Source organism: Staphylococcus epidermidis, assembly GCF_006742205.1.
Classification (GTDB): domain Bacteria; phylum Bacillota; class Bacilli; order Staphylococcales; family Staphylococcaceae; genus Staphylococcus; species Staphylococcus epidermidis.
The window spans coordinates 100,290-119,669 of the sequence record NZ_AP019721.1 but is presented as its reverse complement, the minus strand read 5'-3'; the positions used below and the strand labels follow the sequence as shown (position 1 = coordinate 119,669).

Here is a 19,380-nt window from a genome sequence, read left to right as displayed (position 1 = left end):
TTATGTATGATAATCCTTAAATCTGAAATCACTTCTGTGTCACAATTTAAAATTGTTCTTCATTACCATTGCAAAGATATGTTTGAAAGCAAGAATTTTACTTCAAATTTTAAAAATTATGATAATGAATGATGATTCTGTCTCAATATATCACATATTAAGATGGTTTCGAATAACAAAGATAGATACTTAGTTTTAACAACGTTATGCGTCAATCATTTTTGTTGTAAACTTAACAAATAACTACAATATTATAGTACCAAAACAAAATGTCTCGAACAATAAAATTAATGTTTTTATTTTATTTACTTAATTAATAAAAAATCAATGCTATTTATAATAAAACGAACTCACACTCTTTTGTTCAACTTAAATATTCAACAATTAATTTCATCAAAAATGAACTTGAGTTTCACCTTTTAAAATAATAAGACACTCAATACTGAGCACTTTGTTTATCCTCACATTTTCGCATTAATTCATCTCTTTCATTCTCATTTTTAAGATGAAATCACATTGTTCACATTTTGTCTTTATGCCTCACTATCGCACATACTTCCTTATTCAATTAAATCGCACCTCCTTCCTATTTCCTATAAAAAACACCCCGTAACATTAGACTTTCTACCTAATGCTACGAGGTGCACACATCATGTCATTATTTCGTGACATATAATTCTATTTTTAAAATACTTATCTATTTAAATGTAAGTTTTTAGAAGTTTCACGGCGTGTTTCTCTCATTAATTTTTCGTCATTAATTAATGAACGACCGTATGTTGGTACCATTTCTTTAACAACAGGTTCCCATGCTTCTTTGTCATCAGCGAAGTTTTTCTCTAAAACTTCTAATACAACTGATAATGATGTTGAAGCCCCTGGAGATTCACCTAATAATGCAATCATAGAATTGTCGTCTGAATTGACAACTTCAGTACCAAATACTACGAAACCTTTACCGTGTTGTTCACTATCTTTAATAACTTGAACGCGTTTACCAGCAGTGTAAAGTTCCCAATCTTCATCTTTAGCATCAGGAATAAATGTTCTTAAATAGTTCATACAACCTTCTTTAGTTTTGATCATTTGATCAATTGAATATTTAATTAAAGGTACATTTTTAACTGCTGAAGCCAACATTGTAGTAATGTTATATGGTTTGATTGATTCGAATAAGTCTAGATTTGAACCGAATTTCAAGAATTTAGGGCCGATATTCGCATATGGACCAAATAATAATGTTTGTTTACCATTGATATAACGTGTATCAAGGTGTGGTACAGTCATTGGTGGCTTACCTTGAGGCTCTTTACTGTAAACTTTAGCCGCATGTTGTTTAATAATATCTGGGTTTGTACATCTTAAGAATTGACCACTGATTGGGAAACCACCTAGGTGTTCTCTTTGTTTAACGCCAGATTTTTGTAATAACGGAATAGAGTGACCGCCAGCACCAATAAACACTTTATCTGCTATTTTAGTTACTTTTTCTTTAGTTTCTCTATTTTCAACGACAACTTCCCATTTGCCATCTTCTCTTTGTGTTAAATCTACAACATCATGATTGTATTTTAATGAAACATTAGATTTTTGTTCTAAGTAATGTGCTAACTTACGTGTTAACGCACCATAGTTCACATCTGTACCTTCATCAATTTTACTTGCTGCCATTTGATGACCTGGTTCACGATTTTCCATCATTAATGGCATCCATTTTCTCATTGTTTCCATGTCTTCTGTATATTCGATTGTATCGAACATTGGAAGTGTTTTTAGTGTTTCATAACGTTTTCTTAAAAAGTTAACGTTTGTTGGTCCCATAACGAAACTGATATGAGGTAATGGTTGGATAAATTCTTCAGGATTAGAAATATCACCATTTTTAACTAAATTACCCCAGAATTGTCTAGATAATTCGAATTGTTCATTAATTTCTTGCGCTTTAGATGCATCAATTGAACCATCATCTTGTTCAACTGTATAGTTTAATTCACATAATGCCGCATGGCCTGTCCCAGCATTATTATTTTCATTTGAACTTTCAATACCAGCGCCTTCTAGTCTTTCAAACATATCGATATGCCAGTTAGGACTTACTTTTGAAAGCATTGTCGCTACTGACGTACCAATAATTCCTGCACCTACAACAACGATGTTTTTATGATTTGCTTCACTCATGTGCATGTTCCTTTCTAAATTTATATATTAAAATAGTACATATATAGACTTTACCACTTTAAACATTTATTAAACAATTAAGCGCGAAAACTCAGTAATCATTTATTTAAAAGTTGTAGTCAGCTATGTGAGTTTTGTGGTAATATCATCATGCGTAAAAATTCGAGATCATTATTATAAAGAAGGTTTAAATAAATCATGAAAGAAAATTTTTGGAGTACATTGCCACGTCCGTTTTTTATTCTGGCACCTATGGAAGACGTGACAAATATTGTCTTTCGGCATGTTGTCAGTGAAGCTGCGAGACCAGATGTATTTTTTACTGAATTTACCAATACTGAGAGTTACTGTCACCCTGAAGGTATTCATAGTGTGCGCGGACGCTTAACTTTTAGTGACGACGAACAACCAATGGTAGCGCACATCTGGGGCGATAAACCAGAACAATTCCGAGAAATGAGTATCGGCTTAGCGGATATGGGCTTTAAAGGTATAGATTTAAATATGGGTTGCCCTGTCGCAAACGTTGCGAAAAAAGGTAAAGGATCCGGCTTAATTCTACGACCTGAAATGGCAGCCGAAATCATTCAAGCTTCTAAAGCAGGTGGTCTACCGGTCAGTGTAAAAACACGTTTAGGTTATTACGATATCGATGAATGGCGAGACTGGTTAAAACACGTCTTCGAACAAGATATCGCAAATTTATCCATTCATCTACGTACCCGTAAAGAGATGAGTAAAGTAGATGCACACTGGGAATTAATCGAAGCAATCAAGACATTACGTGATGAAATTGCGCCAAATACACTATTAACTATCAATGGTGATATCCCCGATAGACAAACTGGTCTAGAACTCGCAAATAAATATGGTATTGATGGCATTATGATTGGTAGAGGGATCTTCCATAACCCATTCGCATTTGAAAAGGAACCACGCGAACATTCAAGCAAAGAATTATTAGGTTTATTACGCTTACATCTCTCTTTATTTGAAAAATATGATAAAGATGAAGCCCGACACTTCAAAAGTTTACGCAGATTCTTCAAAATCTACGTACGCGGCATTAGAGGCGCTAGCGAACTCCGCCATCAATTAATGAACACCCAATCCATTGCCGAAGCAAGAGAACTACTCGATACTTTTGAAGCACGTATGGATGCACGTTCAGAAGTATAAGTATGCGAGCGGTAAGTATAATAAACAATAAATGAACCTCCCCTGTTGAGTCAGAGGGAGGTTGTTTAATATTAAGTAGTAGTAAATCTCGAGCAATTTACAAAAGTGACATAAAAATAAGTTTTAGACTGATTACTTAAACATATAGTGGGCCGAAAAGTAAATGAGCAAACTGTTAAATATAGTCCATGCTTTTTATACAAAATATAGAATGATGAATATATATTGAACATCGTGAATTTTAAGTTAAACTGAACAATATTATGATAAATTAAATATAAGAAGCAAATATTTCATTAAAAATAAGGTGCATATCAATGAAAAGATTGATTTTTATAGTTGTTATTCTCTTTATCCAAGCCTGTAGTTATGTTGTTATTAACTTTTTCTTCTTCGACATGTGGGTGATTCACTCTAGTGAACAACAATTAAATCAATCCATACAACATCATGACACAAAGCAACTTCATAAGATTGCTAAAGATAAGCAGACATATCAGTTTTTAAAAACTATAAAAAAAGCCGATTTCGAAAATGCGACAGATAACCAAGGTGGTGGGCCTATTGGTTATTATCGTTTAGATATTAATAAAAAACCCGTCGGACTTACAATCAATATTAAATATAACTTCCTTCCAGAAAAGACAACTATTAAATCAATAAAGTTATATCAATAAATATATATAAAGAAAGGACTATAGCACAAATAAATGTCTAAAGAATTCTTAACATATAGTCAGTTGGTGGCAAAATTAAATATTCTTATTTCAAATTTGATTCATCAGCAGGTCGATTAGGTATCAGTATGTTACTTGATGATGCAATAATATTAATTAAGAGTATTTCTGAAGAATAATAGTGTTGATATTGTACACAAAATAAGGAGTGAATAAATTGGAAAATTTAGGTTTTTTGTTAGCTATTGGATGTGCTTTATTTGTAATATTTGTTGTACCGTATTTTGATAAGAAAAAAAGTGAAGTTGAATATAAAGTACAGGTATAACATAAGTTTAGTCAAAGTACAGTTAATGAAATGTACCTTGTCTTATTTTAATACCAAGCATTTAGTATATAGAATGTGATATTTAGATACTTTGATTCATGATAGTTTAGAACTAATATTATTATGCTTCTTCTGCAAGTATTCCATATGTCAAATCTTTATTATGTATGAATCCTACACTCATTCATCACAAATAAGAGGTAGCTACTCTATGTCAAAAAAGAAAATCTTGATCTTTATTAGTGTTATATTAATCATTTTTGGAGGTGTCTACCTCAAAATGAAATATGACGAAAAAGCAAAACAAAAAGAAATCTACTACAAAGAGCAACAAGAACGTATCACGCTTTATCTTAAATACAACACCAAAAAACCTAATACTATCAAATCTGTCCATTTCACAAGTTTAGAACAGGGACCAATGGGTGATGCTATTATTGAAGGCTATATCAATAACAATAAAGAAGATGAATTTGTTGCATTTGCATCACCTGAAAACAATTATCAATTTGGAGGCGGACTTACAGCAGACGTTAAAATATTTAAATTGCTTAAACCGGCTAATGAATCTAGATCCCCAAATGAAATCAAAAAAGATTTAGACAAAAAGAAAGAACGCTAAAAATTTATACTGAACCACAAGAAGTATAATTTAGTGTAATATTTTAAAGGCTTGTCTTCTATAATTTTTTAGGAGGCAAGCCTTTGATGATTTTTTTACTTTGTTTTTTAACCATTTAGATATTCTTGAAAAACTTTAATTTTAAAATAAAATTTATCATATTCAATCATAAAAAACACCCCATAAAGATAGATTTTAGGCCAACTTCTGGAGTGCACATCATAATAAGTGAGTTATTTTTAATTTATTTACGTTTAATGGTGTTTTCTTGTCTTTGCTTAATCAATAAGTAGACAGCATTTGCTATGCCTAACAAAGTCCAAATTATTGATAAATAAATATTATCAAAACTATAGATTTTAGGCATGAGTATTAAAAACATAATATTTAATATTAATGATATACGATGAAGCTTACCAAAATGATTCATTTGAATAATTTATCCCCTCTTCATTTTTGACTTTACTAAACATTTTGCTTTATTCCAATTGTATCATTGGCATTGAACTTTAAAAGCCATAAAACTAAAAATCTTTGCTCAATCAATATGTGTTTGAATATTTTTCAAACCATCCAACAAGTAAATTTAAAGTGCTTAGAAAAATAATAATTAAAGAATACAAAGGAGAATTAATGTTAAGCATACAAAAACAACGCTAGCTTTTAATATGCTAACGTTGTCAATTTCCTGGGAAATATTTCCATTTTCTAAATTTTTAATTTCGACAATTGACTGTACTTTTACTCTATTTCTTCCCCGTTTTCATCGTATTTTGTAACTTCACCATCAGATGTCACAATATAAGAACCTTCGAGGTTGCCTTCCTTATCTAAAATAGAAAATCCCCAATCTCCGTCTACGTTCTGTTCGGGTTCTTTAAATGTATACGTATCGGTATCTAGCTGATGACCTTCATACGCTTCAACTTTATCTATTACATTATCACGAGTAACTTTGTCATCATTAGATGCATCATTATTAGACGTCCCTTCATCTGATGTATATTCACTTGCATTTGATGATTGACCTTGTGTAAACGTAATTTGATTTGCTAGATTTTTATAATTTGAACTTTTACCGTATTTATCTAATAATTCATGTAAATCTAATTCTCTTGCTGCTTCCGAATGAGCATATTGTTGATATGTACCTGAACTTTGTGTGCCTGCAATTAATACCTTTTCATTACCAATACCGATAAGCGTAACAAATGACCCTTTAGATGGTTTTGCAGTATAGAATGTCATATCATTAGGTGCACCTTCTACTTTTTTGGGTAATGATTCCAACTTATACGTATGAATACTTTTACGTTGGCCTCCGCCGTTATAATTTGCATAAAATGAATGATTCCTTAATTCACTTGCATTAACGACATATTGAGAAACTGAGGGATCATTGATAGCTAATGCTACCTTCTGCGATTGAGTTAAATCTTCCACTCTACCTCTAGACTCATTGTTATTACTTGAATGACCATTATTAGAGTTTGAATTTTTATTATTTGCAGCTTGCTCGGTTTGAGTGTTACTATTTTCTGATTGCTTATCAGACTGATACTGTCCTACAAAATCTCCAAAATCGCATCCCGCAAGTAATGTTGTTATTGTAATTGCTCCGATTGCTAAAAAGTGTCTTTTCATTTCGTTTCTCTCCTTTAAATAATGAAATCATCACTGTTGTATTTATATATATGGTGTTCATATTTCAACTGGTTTTACACGTTTACTAAATCCATAGTTTAATAACGTTAATTTACGAATTCACTATTGCTCTCTTTATTTTTAATTATCGTTATTAAATACATTTTAATTTATAACAATTACAATTGCTACAAATCTCTAAAATAAATTGCACAATATTTAAAAATATAAATTTAGAAGCAATAAATATGAGAAGAATTCAGAAAACATGCTTTTATACTTTTTAAACTAATATTTATATACCTTAAATTAACAATAGAAATGCGTTAGAAAATAAATTAATATAACAATATAAATGAAGTTCAAAAGGGTGGAGGACGGTTAATTGAAAACGTTTTTAAAAGGATTTATTTTATTTTTTCTCATTGTGATGCTAGGATTTGCAGGGGGATTGGGATACAGTCATTATAAAGATTCAAAAGCAAACACTGATGTAGCTTCAAAAGAGACTCAGACTTCAAATAAAAATACTCACGAAAATACAATTTCACAAGATGAAATGCAAAATCAAGTTGATAGCCAAACAAACGAAGTATCAAATGAGACATCAACTAAAACACTTAGCGAAAAAGCAAAGCGGTTAAGAGAAGCTTTTAACGTTAATGATGAAGAAGCTCAAATTTTAGCAGATGAAATCGATAGAGCAGATGTAAATAAAGATGGCACGATTACTATGGATGAAATGACGCCTACTTTAGATCGTTTTGCAAAAGAAGGGAAATTCCAACCATCTGCAGGTGGCACAACTAACGAAGCACATCATCCTAAATATACAGCAGAAGATGCTAGAAATATGTCAGATGATGAAGCTGCGACAATTCACGAAAGTGCTCAAGAATCTAACGAGTATATGAAATTTTTAAGAGGACAAGTTGAAGCACGTGCAAAAGGACAGGGCGGTAATTATTAACTAAACTGATTAAAATAAGTAAATAATTAAACTCAGTGATACTTGGATAGGGAATAAGAAAAATGTGTTGTCTTATTCCCTATTTTTGATTTTTATAGAACGTGTGTATATATTTTAATTTCAATGACTAAATCAATGCGAAAAACACATATATCGAAAATTCATTAAATATATAGAAGACATTCAATTAATAAAGAAGAATTACCTTATTTGTAACCTCAACTTATACTTTTGCCACCTCTCCTATTCCAATAATTCCATATTTAAACATTTTCATATTCTATAAATTCACGTACATGTGTATAAATACCTTTATAATAAGGATATTTTGTATTTTTAAATTTACTCTTCATTTCCTCATCTTGACTGTTAGACATAATCATTGCGTGATCTAAATAACTTAAAAACGCTTCATCATTACCACTATCACCAAAGCCAATAATCAATTCTTTTGGAACGCCATATTTATTCATCAAAATTTTTGTGGCATATAATTTACCTGCATTTTTTGGAGTAAAATTAATATCATAAGCATTTTCAGGATCACCTGCTAAAGGATTACAACGATTAAATGTCATCGTATAGTCCCTTGTCTTAGAATATTGACTGAGGTCTTCTAAAATTGTTTTATCTAAATGCGTGTCACCCGAAGAATAGAAATAAAAATTATACAATGTTTCATTTTCTCGAAAAATTCTTTGCGGTATAAACTCTACTTTATGTTTAGAAGAAACGTGTTTTAATATATCTAATATATCTTCCAATAAGAACGGTTCTATCAACACTTCGTTTTTATATTCATCAGATTCAATATATTCGCAGTTATTCCATGTGAACATTTTAGAACTTAAATCTGAAAAAATATGTTGAGGTTTATATGACATATTAACTTTACTCATTTTTTGCAGTACGCTTTCTATAGTACTTCCTGTTAAAATCGCCGTAATGACATTGTTTTTAGCAGTTATATTCTGTAATAAACTTTCCATTTCTTTTAAATAAGGAATATCTGCTTGATTAGTACGATGTTTATAGTAAGTTTCATCAAAGTCGAATAATATTAAACGATTTGTCATCTTCATTCCTCCAGTATCATTCTTAAATGATAATTATAATTACACTCTAAAAATTTAAACAAAACACGAAAATAGGACAAAATTGCTTTTTTAATTTGTAGAATTTCAGATTAAAAGCTTCTATGTTGGTAGTAGGATTTAAAACCTTCTTTTATATGTCTCACGGTTATATTTATAGTATCAATAAAATAGCTTTGTCATCTATCTATAAACAATTTCATACATGATAACGTTATAACAACTTTACTCAACTATGTTTTTCAAATCACTATCACTCATGACCTATCATAATAAAAATAAAGCATCCTTCACTTTACGATGAGGGATGCTTTATGAATTTTCATATAAAAATTAAATCTGCAGACTATTCTTTTTTATTCAATTCTTTATCAAGTTTTACAAGTGTTGGTTTTGGAATATGAATGCCTTCTTCACTGAAGTATTGTATGACCTCTTTACGAAGCAAACGTTGTCCTGGAAAATGCATTCCGGGCTTAACATGTGCTAAAAGTTTAATCACCATTTCATTGCCATCAACACTGTCTAAACCAAGTAAATCTGGTGCAGATACAAATATGTCATATTTATTCTTTAATGTAGGTAAAAATGTTAATAATTTCTCTTCTATCACTTTATAATTCTCATTTGGAGAAATCGGTATCATCACAATAGGTGAAACATCTGTAGCAGAATAATTGACTATTTCACTAATCATACCATTAGGTAATGTATAAATTTCTCCAGTATCTGATTGTATACGTGTTGATCTTAAACCAATTGTTTTAACCGTACCTTCAGCAATTGTTACCCCAGATGCATTAATTTGAACATAATCACTTACATCAAACTGTCCTTCAAATATGATAAAGAAACCAGTAATAATGTCTTTTACAATTGTTTGTGCTCCGAAACCAACGGCAACACCAACAACTCCAGCTCCTGCTAAAATTGCTGATACACTAATACCGAAACGTGAAAGTATTGACGTAAGGACAATAAACCATACGACATAACTTATTAAATTTTGAATCAATGTGGATAGTGTTTCACTTCTTTTAATTTTATGACGGTTCTTTTTCTTTTCATTAACGTTGAAAAATTTAGTAACTAACTTTCTTGATATCGCAATTACAATCATACCCATCAAGATATAAGCAAGTATAATTAAAAGATTAACCAATAGATTTTGATAGAACTCTATTTTCATCATTGGCTCAAATAGTTTATATAATGTGTCCTTAAACTGACTCATAATAACAACATGACCTCCTATTGTTAAAACAATCAATATTTTCAATGTATAAATCTTTATAGATAATGAGCAGTAAGTCATTTCTAAATATAACACTTATAAATAAACATAACATCCTTCACTTTGTGATGAAGGATGCTTTATGAATTTCCATATGAAAAATCATCTTAAGACTACTGATTATTTTCAGTCACTTCTAGGTGAACTCATAAAAAACCATCCATCGAATGACCTTTGACATTTTTCCAAACCATTATTATTCGCTTTTTCAATTTCAGAAATGATTTTGGATACTGAGCTAGTTTATTCAGAATTACATTTTATATTACCAAGTTTTATTTGATAATCTGTTTTACTCATGATTCATCATTCTCGCTAGGAGTGAATTGTACTGCATCTGTAAAAAATATATTTTCTTCTTTATTTTCTACAAAAGTAAATTCTAAATTTTTAGAACCTACAGATGAGCCTTTTAAGTCGCCATCACCTTTTAACAATAATTTAGGTGCTTGCTTCGTTGGAATATCATATCTTTTTCTTAATTGTTTCACGTTATAGTCATTATTATTCAGTTGATATTTCGCAGAATAACTAGGAACATTAGGATTGTATGAAATATCCCCGTTTTTATAATCATTAATATCTTTAAAGTTGGCATATTGTACAAAAAATTTGAAGTTTTCAATTTCTTTTTTTAGTTTGTCATTAGGTATTGGCTTCGTTGGAATAATTTTATTGTGTTCCATTTTTACAGGATATCTCTTTTCATCATCTTTTGGTCTACCATTACTATCATCTGTAATTTCATTTATAAAATAATACCCTTTTGTTGTTCTAGTATTTCGATTGATATACAAAACCATTCCTCTAGTTTCCATACTCTTTCCTTTTGGTTCAATGGTCATTTCAGAATGAACTATCCAAGTTCCTTTATCCTTTTTATCAAACTCTTCATCTCGATAGCCCTCTTTATCATAAAAGTTTTCTAGATTTTTAATTGGATACATACTTAACGTTTTATTAAAGTTTTGTTTGATTTCAGCTTCTTTACTGTTTCCACAACCACTTACCAAAATTAATAAACTTATGTATATAGTTATTCTCTTTAGATAACGCATTGGCTCACATCTTTCTGATTTTACTTTATTTATACTTTTACAAAATGCTTCACTTTGATATGCTTCTAAATTAATTAGTCCAGATTATTCATTAAATTATTACTCATTGAATCCAATTCAAAGATTGTACTAACTACACAATCGTCTTTAGTTAAACTTTTTAAATTTTTACTGAAAGCGTGGCAATGTCTCATTATTTATGTTAGCAGTGTTTTTTCTTCAGCTTTTATCTCTTTTATGATTCGCATGTTCTATTTCATAACCATTTTAGATACCGAACTTGTTTCTTCAAAGTTACTTTTTATATTGCCCGGTTTTATTTTATATTCAGTTTGATACATACTTAATCCCCCCTACTTGGGTTAAAGTTTATACTGTCAGTAAAATAAATATTTTCTTTTTTATTTTCTACAAAAGTAAATTCAAGATGGTTATAACCTACAGAGGATCCTTTTAAATCTCCTGTCCCTTTCAATAATAATTTAAGAGCTTGATTCGTTGGAATATCATATCTTTTTCTTAATTGTTTCACGTTATAACCATTATTACTCAATTGATATTTCGCAGAATAACTAGGTACATTAGGATTGTAAGATATCTCTCCGTCTTTATAATGCTTTAAGTTTTTAAAATTGCCATATTGCACAAAAAATTTAAAGTTCTCAATTTCTTTTTTTAATTTTTTATCTTTAATTTGCTTTGTTGGGATAATTTTGTTGTTTTCCATTTTTACTGGATACTTTTTATCTTTAACATCAGGTATTCCTTTATTATCTTCTGTTATTCGTTTTATAATAAAGTCACCTTTAGTTGTTCTCGTATTTCTATTTATATGTAAAACCATCCCTCTTGCTTCCATATCTTTCCCTTTCGGTTCAACAATCATTTTAGAATTAATAATCCAAGTTCCTTTGTCATCTTTATCAAACTCTTCATCTCGAAAACCTTCTTTATCATAAAAGTTTTCTAGATTTTTAATTGGATACATACTTAACGTTTTATTAAAGTTTTGTTTGATTTCAGCTTCTTTATTGTTTCCACAACCACTTACCAAAATTAATAAACTTATGTATATAGTTATTCTCTTTAGATAACGCATTGGCTCACATCTTTCTGATTTTACTTTATTTATACTTTTACAAAATGCTTCACTTTGATATGCTTCTAAATTAATTAGTCCAGATTATTCATTAAATTATTACTCATTGAATCCAATTCAAAGATTGTACTAACTACACAATCGTCTTTAGTTAAACTTTTTAAATTTTTACTGAAAGCGTGGCAATGTCTCATTATTTATGTTAGCAGTGTTTTTTCTTCAGCTTTTATCTCTTTTATGATTCGCATGTTCTATTTCATAACTATTTTAGATACCGAACTTGTTTCTTCAGAGTTACTTTTTATATTCAGTACTGTTCATGATTCATCACGCTCAGTCGGTTTGAAATTAATACTATCTGTAAAAAAGATGTTTTCTTCCTTATTCTCTACAAAGGTGAATTCTAGGTCTTTACGACCTACAGATGCCCCTTTTAAGTCGCCATCCCCTTTTAACAATAATTTAGGTGCTTTTTTAGTTGGGATGTCATATCTTTTTCTTAATTGTTTCACGTTATAGTCATTATTACTCAATTGATATTTCGCAGAATAACTAGGAACATTAGGATTGTAAGATATCTCTCCGTCTTTATAATCTTTTAAGTTTTTAAAATTGCCATATTGCACAAAAAATTTAAAGTTCTCAATTTCTTTTTTTAACTTATCGTCTGGTATAGGCTTCGTTGGAATAATTTTATTATGTTTCATTACGACAGGATATTTTTTATCTTTATTATGCGCAAAGCCATTTTTGTCCTCTGTTATCTCACTAATTAAAAAGTATCCTTTTGTTGTTCTAGTATTGCGATTGATATAGAGAACCATACCTCTTGAGATCATAATTTTACCTTTTGGCTGTTTTGTCATTTCAGATCTAATAATCCAAGTTCCTTTGTCATCTTTATCAAACTCTTCATCACGATAGCCCTCTTTATCGTAAAAATCCTCTAGATTTTTAGTTGGATACACGTTTAACATTTTATTAAAGTTTTGTTTGATTTCCGTTTCTTTACTATCTTCTTTATTTATAAAACCACATCCTCCAATAAAAATCGTTAAAATTAAGAAACTTACAAATACTATTATTTTGCTTGAATGTTTCATATTTCCACATCTTTCTATTTATCATAAATTGGTAAACATTATATAAATCAAATTCTTAAACATCTACATATTACCAAACAATGAATATATAATACATTTAAGATGTAATTCAAATTTTATTTTACTTTCATAATTAATAAATAAAATCCGCCTCACTTACGATACGCTTCTGCTTAATAGGTAATGATGTGGTTTTCAATTAACGTCTTTTTGTTATAAGTCTTAAAGAATATTAAACAAGCAAAATCATTTTCCTTAACTGAAACGAAAGAACGACAAATTCCATACTATTACATTGGAATTTGTCGCTCTTTTATTTATTAGAGGTATATTATTTTTACAAAATTCTAAATTAATTGTTACAACAATTGTTATTATCCTGCTGTTCTTTTTCATTCTTCTCTTTTTTTTCTTCAATTTCTACTGAACAACAAGATTGTTCCTGAGGTTTTAATTTTTTTAATACGTCTTTGATTCCCATTATCTCACCTCCTTTAAATAACGATGTTCACCATCAAACCTGTAGAAATAGCTACAACTAAAATGGCGATAACGAATGAGATTACAAATTTTTTCTTGAATAGTTTCGATAATAATACAACTTCTGGAATACTTGCACCAGCACCACCAATGATCAAAGCAACAACTGTCCCAAGCGACATTCCTTTTGAAGCTAATGCTTCAGCTATAGGTAACATTGTTTCAGGTCTAATATACATAGGAATACCTATAATAGAAGCAATAAATACGGATATAATGCCACCTCCACTCGCATATTTAGTAATAAATGTTTCGGGTACAAATCCATATATGAACGCTCCAATAAATACACCAATAAATAGGTAAGGAAGCATTGGATATAAAAATGCCCACGCATCATTTAATGCTTGTTTAAAACGAGATTCCGTTTTATTAGCAAAAAATCCATCGCCTTTAACATTTACACCTTTATAAGTTTCGGCTAAATTCATTTTTGAAAATACAAAACCTGTTAAGATACTAAAGATTGCTAGTACAATAAAATAAACTATTGCAACTTTCCAACCTAATAAGGCCCATAACATAAATATCATTAATGGATTCATTAATGGCGAAGATATTAAGAAACTCATTGCTGGACCAAAAGGTACTTTAGAATTTAATAGACCTGCAAGTATTGGAATAGTTGAACAAGAACAAAATGGTGTCATAGCACCAAACACCATCCCCAATACATAACTAATTGCTTGATTAGGCTTGCTCAAAAATCTTTTGATTTTTTCTTCCGAAACTACTTGTTGAATTAAACTTACAATAAAGCTCACGATGATGAATAGTGTTAATAATTCAAAAAACAACATCACAAATGTTTTTATAAATTCCATAATTGAATCTAACATGAGTATAATGCCTCCAAATTTAATTAATCAATATTTCTTGATGTATTAATCAAAAAAAATTGATTAATACTACATTAAAAAAGATACTTAAAGTATCTTACAACAAGTATCTTCATTTAAAACAACCTGTATTTGTTGCTCATTAATTTTATAATAATTCCATGTGCCATGCTTTTCAGCAATAAGAACATTTGCATCTACTAATTTTTTTAAATGATAAGAAAGTTTAGATTGTTTTATATCTAATAACTCTTCTAAATCACACACACATAATGATTTATTAGAGCTTTGGCTAATTTGATTTAGTATTTTTAATCTGATTTTATCGGCAAGTGCATTAAACATCTTTTCATAAAAGTCAAACTGTTGATCTTCACTCATATCAGTCTTTGTTTTAATAACTTCCATAAAAGACCATCCTTTTTATAATATTTCATTGAGTTTATATTATCTTTATTTCAATTCTTGAATTGCTTGTTTATAGTCATTTTTTGTTGATTCGCCATACTGAGTAATATTACCTTTAAAGAACTCCTTCTACATATAATATTGTAGCTTCTTTTAAATTGATTTCTCTTGATAGGATAACAAGATTTAAATAACTAACAAAGTAACCAAAAGTTAAAGTACTTGCATGATTTACTCGTAATCAATCACACTTTCTTATTGTCAATGTAGTTTTATATCATTTAATACATCAATTTTTCTTGATATATCAAATATAAATCAATATATATATTATCGCAAGAAAAAAACCTATAATTTTACATAAACTTAGGTATTTCTCACAGATATTAAAATAATTTCTTCATAAATTGTATTATTAAGAATTAAATTTATCAAAATTTTTAAACTCAACCAAAAACATAGACATTAATCTATATAGATGTTAGTCTATAATCGCAAATTAATTAATGAGGTGAGTATAATGTTAAATATTGAAATATACGAAGAAGCTATGTGCTGTTCTACTGGGGTATGTGGTCCTGAACCGGATGAAACACTAATAAAGACGAACCAAATCAATGAATATTTAAAACAAAATCAAATAGAAGTTCAACGTTATAATATGAACAATAATCCGAATGAATTTATTCAAAATAAAGAAGTTATTCGTTTAATTCAAGAAAAAGGTGATGAAGTTTTACCAATCACTTTTATAGAAGGCAATATAGCTAAAACGGGCGCTTATATTACCCAAGAAGAAGCCGATGAAATTATTACAGTTAATCAAATGAGAAATGGAGGATGCTGTGGTGGAGATGGATGCTGTTAAGTACTTAAATAAATTGAATTTAGATAACGTTGAGTTAACAAAATATTTGTTTTTTACTGGTAAAGGTGGCGTAGGCAAAACAACGATATCAAGTTTTATTGCTTTAAACTTAGCAGAGAATGGAAAGAAAGTAGCTTTAGTAAGTACTGATCCAGCTAGTAATTTACAAGATGTATTTCAAATGGAATTATCTAATAAATTAACTAAATATCAACCTATACCTAATCTCTCTATAGCCAATTTTGACCCGATTGCTGCTGCAGACGATTATAAAGCACAATCTATAGAACCTTATGAGGGTATTCTACCAGAAGATGTGCTTGCTGAGATGAAAGAACAGTTAAGTGGTTCATGTACAGTTGAAGTAGCAGCATTTAATGAATTTACAAATTTTTTATCCGATAAAACTTTAGAACAAGAATTTGATTTCATTATATTTGATACAGCTCCAACAGGTCACACCTTGAGAATGCTTGAATTACCTTCTGCATGGACAGATTATTTAAATACAACGAGTAATGACGCTTCTTGCTTAGGTCAATTATCAGGTTTAAATGAAAATAGAGTTAAATATAATTCAGCACTTGAAAAACTACGTAACCAAGATGATACGACCATGATGTTAGTTGCGAGACCTAGTCACTCTTCTATATATGAAATTCAAAGAGCGCAACAAGAATTACAACAACTGTCAATTTCTAAATTCAAAGTAATCATTAACAACTATATAGAAGAAAGTCACGGTTTAATTTCGAGTCAGATGAAATCAGAACAAGATAAAAACATTAATCATTTTACTGAATGGTTAAATAACAATCATGCTTATTACGTTCCATATAAAAAGCAGAAAGAAGAAGGTATAGAAAGTTTAACTAATCTATTAAATGATGATAACTTAATTGAAAATGATGACTTTATTGTTGAAGATCATCCGCAATTCAATAAATTAATAGATGAAATTGAAAATAGTAAAGTTCAATATTTATTTACAATGGGAAAAGGTGGCGTTGGTAAAACGACAGTAGCAACGCAATTAGCTACAGTATTATCTAATAAAGGATATCGTGTTCTTTTAGCAACTACTGACCCTACTAAAGAAATTAATGTTGAAACCACAAGTAATTTAAATACTGCTTATATTGATGAAGAACAAGCATTAGAAAAATATAAAAAAGAAGTACTAGCAACAGTGAATGATGATACACCACAAGACGATATTGATTATATTATGGAAGATTTAAAATCACCTTGTACAGAAGAAATAGCATTTTTCAAAGCCTTTAGTGACATTATGGAGAATCAAGAAGACATGGATTACGTAATTGTAGATACAGCTCCTACAGGCCATACCTTGCTATTACTTGATTCTAGTGAAAATCATCATAGAGAATTAAAGAAAAAATCCACTCAAACTACCAGTAATGTTGAAACATTATTACCCAAAATTCAAAATAAAAATTTAACACAGATGATAATCGTAACATTAGCAGAAAAAACACCTTATTTAGAATCTAAACGTTTAGTAGAAGATTTAAATAGAGCTAATATAGGCCATAATTGGTGGGTTGTTAATCAATCGTTAGTTACGCTAAATCAACGTGATGACCTTTTTAGTAACAAAAAAGAAGATGAATCATTTTGGATAAACAAGATTAAAAATGAAAGTCTTGATAATTACTTTGTCATACCTTATCGAGTATTAGAATATTGATATTATTGATTATAATGAGAACTATATGATAAATAGAGTCTATTTTAAACCAGTTAATAATTTAGGGGTTAAGCAAGTATGTAATTTATCAAATGACAATAAAAATTATTAACGATATAAAAGATTCCAAGTAGAAAGGGAGAAAAAAATTGAATTATAGTGAAATATCGCAATACTTGAAAGTGATGGCTGATAGTAGCCGTCTTGAGATATTAGATTTGTTATCTTGCGGTGAATTATGCGCTTGTGATTTATTACAGCATTTTTCTTTTTCTCAACCCACATTAAGTCATCATATGAAAGTATTAAAAGACAATAATTTAATTACATCTAGAAAGGATGGTAATAAAAATTTATATAAATTGAATCATGCTGTATTAGATGACATTACATCACGACTCACTCTATTGAGTTCCAGTACTGTCCCATGTATATGTGAAACTGTAGAGAAAGGTGAATGTTAACAATGACAATATTAGCAATCACAATTTTTATATTAACGTTAATTTTTGTTATATGGCAACCTAAAGGTCTAGATATTGGTATTACTGCATTAATTGGTGCTGTAATTGCTATAATCACTGGCGTTGTAAGCTTTTCAGATGTACTAGAAGTTACTGGAATTGTTTGGAATGCGACCTTAACTTTTGTTGCAGTTATTCTTATTTCACTCATATTAGATGAAATTGGGTTCTTTGAATGGTCTGCTATACATATGGTGAGAGCATCAAAGGGTAATGGCTTGAAAATGTTTGTTTACATTATGTTGTTAGGCGCTATTGTAGCAGCTTTCTTTGCGAACGATGGTGCAGCTTTAATACTGACACCTATTGTTTTAGCAATGGTACGTAGTTTAGGATTTGATAAAAAAGCGGTATTCCCATTTATTATTGCTAGTGGTTTTATTGCAGATACTACGTCTCTTCCATTAATTGTTAGTAATTTAGTTAATATTGTTTCTGCTGATTACTTTGATATTGGGTTTGTTGAGTACTTCAGTAAAATGATTATACCTAATATATTCTCTTTAATCGCAAGTATTCTTGTCTTATGGCTTTATTTTAGAAAGTCTATCCCAAGAAAATTTGATGCAGTAAATATTAGAGAACCAAAAGAAGCGATTAAGGACAAAAAGCTTTTTAATATCTCGTGGATTGTACTCACCGTATTGCTAGTTGGTTATTTAATAAGTGAGTTTATAAACATTCCAGTATCAATTATTGCTGGTATCATTGCTTTAATATTTGTATTATTAGCACGTAAATCTAAGGCTGTTCATACGAAACAAGTAATTAAAGGTGCACCATGGAATATTGTTTTATTCTCTATTGGTATGTATCTTGTGGTATTTGGTCTAAAAAATGTGGGGATTACAACGCTTCTTAGTGATGTACTAACAAATATTTCAAGTTACGGCTTATTTAGTAGTATCATGGGCATGGGCTTTATATCCGCATTCCTTTCATCCATTATGAACAACATGCCAACTGTTTTAATAGATGCAATAGCGATTGGTCAATCTCAAACAACAAGCATACTCAAGGAAGGCATGATTTATGCAAATGTTATCGGATCTGATTTAGGACCTAAAATAACACCAATTGGTTCGTTAGCAACACTTCTCTGGTTACATGTGCTTACCCAAAAAGGTGTTAAAATTTCTTGGGGACAATATTTTAAAATCGGTATTATTATAACGATTCCGGTATTATTTATCACACTGTTAGGGTTATATCTAACACTTATTATTTTCTAAAAAAAGAGGAAA

At 29.7% G+C, this 19,380-nt stretch carries 19 protein-coding genes; 8 read left to right on the top strand and 11 right to left on the bottom strand.

Annotated elements, in window-relative coordinates:
* Positions 1–693: 693 nt before the first annotated feature.
* A complete protein-coding gene (gene lqo / locus FNL83_RS00630; protein ID WP_002455958.1) occupies positions 694–2,178 on the bottom strand; it encodes an L-lactate dehydrogenase (quinone) in 1,485 nt (494 codons plus the stop codon).
* A gap of 198 nt (positions 2,179–2,376) precedes the next feature.
* On the opposite strand from lqo, the gene FNL83_RS00625 reads away from it, so the two are divergent.
* The 3 genes from FNL83_RS00625 to FNL83_RS00610 all read left to right on the top strand — a co-directional run bounded on the left by FNL83_RS00625 (position 2,377) and on the right by FNL83_RS00610 (position 4,984).
* Positions 2,377–3,357 carry a tRNA dihydrouridine synthase gene (locus tag FNL83_RS00625; protein WP_049387527.1) on the top strand — a complete coding sequence of 327 codons (981 nt, stop codon included), beginning with the start codon at positions 2,377–2,379 and terminating at the stop codon, positions 3,355–3,357.
* 317 nt (positions 3,358–3,674) lie between these two features.
* Positions 3,675–4,034 (top strand): hypothetical protein, encoded by a 360-nt coding sequence (locus tag FNL83_RS00620; protein WP_001830474.1) that lies wholly within the window; start codon positions 3,675–3,677, stop codon positions 4,032–4,034.
* A gap of 539 nt (positions 4,035–4,573) precedes the next feature.
* Positions 4,574–4,984: a DUF1433 domain-containing protein gene (locus tag FNL83_RS00610; RefSeq protein ID WP_002437653.1), complete on the top strand. Its 411-nt coding sequence runs from the start codon at positions 4,574–4,576 to the stop codon at positions 4,982–4,984.
* Positions 4,985–5,228: 244 nt separating this feature from the next.
* Here FNL83_RS00610 and FNL83_RS00605 read toward each other — a convergent pair whose 3' ends face one another.
* On the bottom strand, positions 5,229–5,414 hold the full coding sequence (locus FNL83_RS00605) for a hypothetical protein (protein ID WP_002437650.1): 186 nt from the start codon (positions 5,412–5,414) through the stop codon (positions 5,229–5,231).
* 311 nt (positions 5,415–5,725) lie between these two features.
* Positions 5,726–6,628, bottom strand: a complete 903-nt coding sequence (locus FNL83_RS00595; RefSeq protein ID WP_002455955.1) for a hypothetical protein — start codon at positions 6,626–6,628, stop codon at positions 5,726–5,728.
* A 385-nt stretch (positions 6,629–7,013) separates the two neighbouring features.
* On the opposite strand from FNL83_RS00595, the gene FNL83_RS00590 reads away from it, so the two are divergent.
* Positions 7,014–7,598, top strand: coding sequence for an EF-hand domain-containing protein (locus tag FNL83_RS00590; protein WP_049387528.1), 585 nt, complete (start codon positions 7,014–7,016; stop codon positions 7,596–7,598).
* A 263-nt stretch (positions 7,599–7,861) separates the two neighbouring features.
* Here FNL83_RS00590 and FNL83_RS00585 read toward each other — a convergent pair whose 3' ends face one another.
* The 8 genes from FNL83_RS00585 to FNL83_RS00550 form a co-directional block, all read right to left on the bottom strand.
* Positions 7,862–8,674 carry an HAD-IIB family hydrolase gene (locus FNL83_RS00585; protein WP_002437642.1) on the bottom strand — a complete coding sequence of 271 codons (813 nt, stop codon included), beginning with the start codon at positions 8,672–8,674 and terminating at the stop codon, positions 7,862–7,864.
* A 364-nt stretch (positions 8,675–9,038) separates the two neighbouring features.
* Complete coding sequence (locus FNL83_RS00580; RefSeq protein WP_002455953.1) at positions 9,039–9,926, bottom strand: mechanosensitive ion channel family protein; 888 nt, start codon at positions 9,924–9,926, stop codon at positions 9,039–9,041.
* Between the two features lie 356 nt (positions 9,927–10,282).
* Positions 10,283–11,044 carry a tandem-type lipoprotein gene (locus FNL83_RS00575; protein ID WP_002437638.1) on the bottom strand — a complete coding sequence of 254 codons (762 nt, stop codon included), beginning with the start codon at positions 11,042–11,044 and terminating at the stop codon, positions 10,283–10,285.
* A gap of 343 nt (positions 11,045–11,387) precedes the next feature.
* Positions 11,388–12,143, bottom strand: a complete 756-nt coding sequence (locus FNL83_RS00570) for a tandem-type lipoprotein (protein ID WP_002455952.1) — start codon at positions 12,141–12,143, stop codon at positions 11,388–11,390.
* 317 nt (positions 12,144–12,460) lie between these two features.
* A complete protein-coding gene (locus FNL83_RS00565; protein WP_002437636.1) occupies positions 12,461–13,246 on the bottom strand; it encodes a tandem-type lipoprotein in 786 nt (261 codons plus the stop codon).
* Between the two features lie 352 nt (positions 13,247–13,598).
* The gene (locus FNL83_RS12285; protein ID WP_002437634.1) at positions 13,599–13,727 is read right to left on the bottom strand and encodes a hypothetical protein; all 129 of its coding nucleotides are present in this window, start codon (positions 13,725–13,727) and stop codon (positions 13,599–13,601) included.
* A 13-nt stretch (positions 13,728–13,740) separates the two neighbouring features.
* The gene (locus FNL83_RS00555) at positions 13,741–14,625 is read right to left on the bottom strand and encodes a permease (RefSeq protein WP_002455951.1); all 885 of its coding nucleotides are present in this window, start codon (positions 14,623–14,625) and stop codon (positions 13,741–13,743) included.
* Positions 14,626–14,712: 87 nt separating this feature from the next.
* Positions 14,713–15,033, bottom strand: coding sequence for an ArsR/SmtB family transcription factor (locus FNL83_RS00550; RefSeq protein ID WP_002437630.1), 321 nt, complete (start codon positions 15,031–15,033; stop codon positions 14,713–14,715).
* A gap of 520 nt (positions 15,034–15,553) precedes the next feature.
* Between FNL83_RS00550 and arsD the strand changes: the two genes are divergently transcribed.
* From arsD to arsB, 4 genes are all read left to right on the top strand, one after another.
* Positions 15,554–15,901, top strand: coding sequence for an arsenite efflux transporter metallochaperone ArsD (gene arsD / locus FNL83_RS00545; protein ID WP_002455950.1), 348 nt, complete (start codon positions 15,554–15,556; stop codon positions 15,899–15,901).
* A complete protein-coding gene (gene arsA / locus FNL83_RS00540) occupies positions 15,888–17,612 on the top strand; it encodes an arsenical pump-driving ATPase (protein ID WP_002494543.1) in 1,725 nt (574 codons plus the stop codon). The genes arsD and arsA overlap by 14 nt, the downstream gene beginning before the upstream one ends.
* Before the next feature lie 149 nt (positions 17,613–17,761).
* Complete coding sequence (locus FNL83_RS00535) at positions 17,762–18,076, top strand: ArsR/SmtB family transcription factor (RefSeq protein ID WP_002437624.1); 315 nt, start codon at positions 17,762–17,764, stop codon at positions 18,074–18,076.
* A gap of 2 nt (positions 18,077–18,078) precedes the next feature.
* Complete coding sequence (arsB, locus tag FNL83_RS00530) at positions 18,079–19,368, top strand: arsenite efflux transporter membrane subunit ArsB (RefSeq protein ID WP_002455949.1); 1,290 nt, start codon at positions 18,079–18,081, stop codon at positions 19,366–19,368.
* Positions 19,369–19,380: the final 12 nt, after the last annotated feature.

Coding starts and splice junctions, on each gene's coding strand:
- FNL83_RS00595 (WP_002455955.1), bottom strand. CDS start 6,628: ATGAAAAGACACTTTTTAGCAATCGGAGCAATTACAATAACAACATTA.
- FNL83_RS00585 (WP_002437642.1), bottom strand. CDS start 8,674: ATGACAAATCGTTTAATATTATTCGACTTTGATGAAACTTACTATAAA.
- FNL83_RS00550 (WP_002437630.1), bottom strand. CDS start 15,033: ATGGAAGTTATTAAAACAAAGACTGATATGAGTGAAGATCAACAGTTT.
- FNL83_RS00555 (WP_002455951.1), bottom strand. CDS start 14,625: ATGTTAGATTCAATTATGGAATTTATAAAAACATTTGTGATGTTGTTT.
- FNL83_RS00565 (WP_002437636.1), bottom strand. CDS start 13,246: ATGAAACATTCAAGCAAAATAATAGTATTTGTAAGTTTCTTAATTTTA.
- arsA (WP_002494543.1), top strand. CDS start 15,888: ATGGATGCTGTTAAGTACTTAAATAAATTGAATTTAGATAACGTTGAG.
- FNL83_RS00605 (WP_002437650.1), bottom strand. CDS start 5,414: ATGAATCATTTTGGTAAGCTTCATCGTATATCATTAATATTAAATATT.
- lqo (WP_002455958.1), bottom strand. CDS start 2,178: ATGAGTGAAGCAAATCATAAAAACATCGTTGTTGTAGGTGCAGGAATT.
- FNL83_RS00620 (WP_001830474.1), top strand. CDS start 3,675: ATGAAAAGATTGATTTTTATAGTTGTTATTCTCTTTATCCAAGCCTGT.
- FNL83_RS00570 (WP_002455952.1), bottom strand. CDS start 12,143: ATGCGTTATCTAAAGAGAATAACTATATACATAAGTTTATTAATTTTG.
- FNL83_RS12285 (WP_002437634.1), bottom strand. CDS start 13,727: ATGGGAATCAAAGACGTATTAAAAAAATTAAAACCTCAGGAACAATCT.
- FNL83_RS00625 (WP_049387527.1), top strand. CDS start 2,377: ATGAAAGAAAATTTTTGGAGTACATTGCCACGTCCGTTTTTTATTCTG.
- FNL83_RS00610 (WP_002437653.1), top strand. CDS start 4,574: ATGTCAAAAAAGAAAATCTTGATCTTTATTAGTGTTATATTAATCATT.
- arsD (WP_002455950.1), top strand. CDS start 15,554: ATGTTAAATATTGAAATATACGAAGAAGCTATGTGCTGTTCTACTGGG.
- FNL83_RS00580 (WP_002455953.1), bottom strand. CDS start 9,926: ATGAGTCAGTTTAAGGACACATTATATAAACTATTTGAGCCAATGATG.
- FNL83_RS00575 (WP_002437638.1), bottom strand. CDS start 11,044: ATGCGTTATCTAAAGAGAATAACTATATACATAAGTTTATTAATTTTG.
- arsB (WP_002455949.1), top strand. CDS start 18,079: ATGACAATATTAGCAATCACAATTTTTATATTAACGTTAATTTTTGTT.